This is a genomic window from Streptococcus mitis (genome assembly GCF_001579035.1).
Lineage (GTDB): Bacteria > Bacillota > Bacilli > Lactobacillales > Streptococcaceae > Streptococcus > Streptococcus mitis_J.
This window is the reverse complement of the sequence record NZ_KQ970293.1, coordinates 1-3,175: the sequence shown is the minus strand read 5'-3', so window position 1 is coordinate 3,175 and position 3,175 is coordinate 1. Positions and strand designations below refer to the sequence as shown.

The 3,175-nt window shown below is 42.8% G+C and carries 2 protein-coding genes and 1 pseudogene; all 3 read left to right on the top strand.

What is annotated here, in order from left to right; genetic code table 11:
- Positions 1 to 345 (top strand): annotated as a pseudogene (locus SMIDD26_RS13730) (hypothetical protein); the annotation flags it as partial.
- Positions 346 to 986: 641 nt separating this feature from the next.
- Complete coding sequence (locus SMIDD26_RS10150; RefSeq protein WP_061440024.1) at positions 987 to 2,759, top strand: collagen-like protein; 1,773 nt, start codon at positions 987 to 989, stop codon at positions 2,757 to 2,759.
- Between the two features lie 11 nt (positions 2,760 to 2,770).
- On the top strand, positions 2,771 to 3,175 hold a 405-nt coding region (locus SMIDD26_RS10145; RefSeq protein ID WP_246747031.1), incomplete at its 3' end, for a gp58-like family protein.

Below are 3,175 nucleotides of genomic sequence, written 5' to 3'. Positions count from 1 at the left end.
GGCCAGAGCGATGTAGCAGTTCGGATGTTCGATGTGGTCAGCATCTACCATGAATGGTACGGGCTTGATGTTCGTAAGAAAATCACGAAATATACCTATTCGCCAATGGCAAAACGTCTAAAATCAATAGGTTTTGGGACATTCCAGTCTAGTCTGGCTAATGCGATAGGTGGGATTGTAAATGATGCCGTTTTGAATGAAAGCCGAAATCTGCATAAGATTTTTGAAGAACGTTTGAAAAAGGAAATCGCAAACGCTGACCGTGTATTTGATGCTGAATTTGCCAAGCATGAGAGAAACATCACGGATGCCATCGAGCAGTACAAGGCTAAGGCCGAAGAAATGGGCGCTAAAATCCATGAGGTAATGGAGAAAGAGCGTCCTGAGCTCGTGAAGCTTATTCGTGAGGAGTTGATGAGTGGTGCGGACTCAATCGCTGAATTAAGCAAGAAACTGGAGCAGGTCAGTGAAACTGCAAGAGTCAACGCAAGCTTGATAGGTGGGGACGGGAATACCCAGTACAACAAGAATCGCCTCTATGGTGGCACGGCCAAGAAAATCAGTTACGGAACGGATTTCGTAGAGGTCGGACACAATGGAGACGGTTTTGAGGTTGGCAAAAAATACGTCATTAGCTGGTCCGCAACCTGCACGCCTTACGGCAAGACAGATGTGACTGTGGTAGTCAATAAGAATCCATTTTATGGTGGCCATGTTCATCTTGCGCCTGCTAATACAGCCATGCCAGCGATTGAGAAAGACCTGACCCAGAAAGAAGAGCAGGTCTTGGCAGTCTACTACGGTGCTTATCGTCTGACCTTCTCAGGCGACTGGTATCAGGATTTAGAGCAGTCTGTGACGATTGATAATCGGACGACACGGATTGAACTAGAGCCAGTCTATAAGACGGTTGCGGATGGGCAAAATGCAAGATATGAGGGAAGTTGGAGCGAGAATCCAACTTTTATTTTTGATGGAGGTAGAACATGACGGAAACAATCCCAGTAAGGGTTCAACATAAACGCATGTCAGCGAGTGATTGGGCAAGTAGCACTCTGGTCTTGCTTGACGGAGAGTTAGGTATTGAGAGCGACACTGGTAAGGTCAAGGTCGGAAACGGTACTGACCAATTCTCAGCCCTGCAGTATTTAACTGGTCCCAAAGGCGACCGTGGAGAACGTGGTTTGAAAGGGGAACAAGGTATCCAAGGAGCTCAAGGAGAGCGAGGAGCTCAAGGGGAACGAGGAGAACAAGGTATTCAAGGTCCACCAGGACGCGATGGTGTGGTTACGTTTGAAAGTCTGAGTACGGAACAGAAAAATTCGCTCAAGGGGGAAACAGGTTCAACGGGAAGCTCTGTATTTGTCAGATATTCAGAACATAGTGATGGTCATGATATGACAGATGTCGTTACAGAAAACAGTGTCTATATTGGAATTTGCACAGCTCCTACAGCACCCCAAAAATATACGGCTTATCAGTGGATGAGAATTAAAGATGACAATTTAGATGTCACAGTTGAAAATAATATTTTAAAAATCAAAAAAGGAAGTAAGGTGAGTGAAGTGACGCTACCGAAAAATGATCTTGTCATTGCCTACCAGTTGGCAAATCAGCTTGTCAATCCAACACAAAAGAATTCATTTACGTTGGCCTTAAATACAAAAAAAGGATTAGGAGCAGCAATGATTGTGTTGAAAGGAGATGACCCTGGTAGTCCATTAGCTGAGAATCGTCCGTTGCTGAACGTAGAAACCTTTGCAGATTTAAACGTATTGAGTGGAGATTTACTATCATGGATTTTACCGATTAGTGGCTATCAAAATTGGGAAACAATGCTCATCAGTAATTTTGAGATATTAGATTTATATTTAAAAAATGTGACAGTTGTTCCAGATAATGTAAAACAATATTTGAATGCTGAAATGAATAAGAACTCAGTGCTGTTTCAATTCTTAGCAGGTCATCCGAATGTTTCAAAACTTATAAGCGGTACTCCGATTGACTTTGGTCCACTGAATCGCCTAAAAGAATACCTTGCTATAATCGAAAACGACACCTTATTGACACAATTGTTTAGCAATCCGAATAACTTAAATTATCTGTTCTCAAATGCAACAGCTGTCCAAGCCCTGTTCTCAAATACAACGGTTGTCCAAGCTCTGTTCTCAAATGCAACGGTTATCCAAACTATATTCTCAAATGCAACAGCTCTCCAAACTATATTCTCAAATGCAACGGCTGTCCAAACTATATTCTCAAATGCAACGGTTATCCAAACTATATTCTCAAATGCAACAGCTCTCCAAACTATATTCTCAAATGCAACGGCTGTCCAAACTATATTCTCAAATGCAACGGCTGTCCAAGCTATATTCTCAAATGCAACGGCTGTCCAAACTCTTATTGCTCATAATGATGTGTTACAGCAACATGCTAAAACGCTTTACACTACTGTATCGACATCTAATAAATGGATCAATACGGGATTCAACTCAGCTTATTCCTCTATAACATTTCCAACTTCCGCAAAAAGTATTGTATTTGTAAATGCAGGAGGCTATTATTCTAATGGAGCAGGTCGAGTTTCTCATCCTGACAAAACAATTGCAGGGGAAGGTCGTATGACAAGGATATCTAGTGAACGCAAATTAAATACAGACAATCTAATTGTGACGTTTCCAGGTGGAAGTGGAAAAGGTGTTTCAACATCTGATATCGCTGGTTTCATCTATGAGATTTGGAAACTGAAAGAATAGGAGGCTAACACATGGACATTACCATTCAAAATGTTCGTTCGCCTGCTTTGGAGCATAACGGACGGTATTACAAAGTCTTTCAACCACGGACACGAGATGAACTGTTAAAACTGCACCACATGGGTTGTCTGGGTGACACGGTGCTGACGGATATCCAGTTGGAGCAAGGAGATTTTCCGACTAGCTTTGTTGAGCCTACCATCACACAACGTACCCTGTCAGGTCTCTTCAAGGACATGCGCTCAATAGAGTTGGAATTGAGAGACCCGAACAGCACTCTCTGGGGCAAAATCCAGCAGAATAATAAAGGGGCGCTGACCCAGTTCTTTGATGAGAATGTCAAGAGTGCCATCGCTCAGACTGCTGAAGAAATCAGGCAGGAAGTGCGAGACGCTGCTAATAGTGCGAGGGTACAA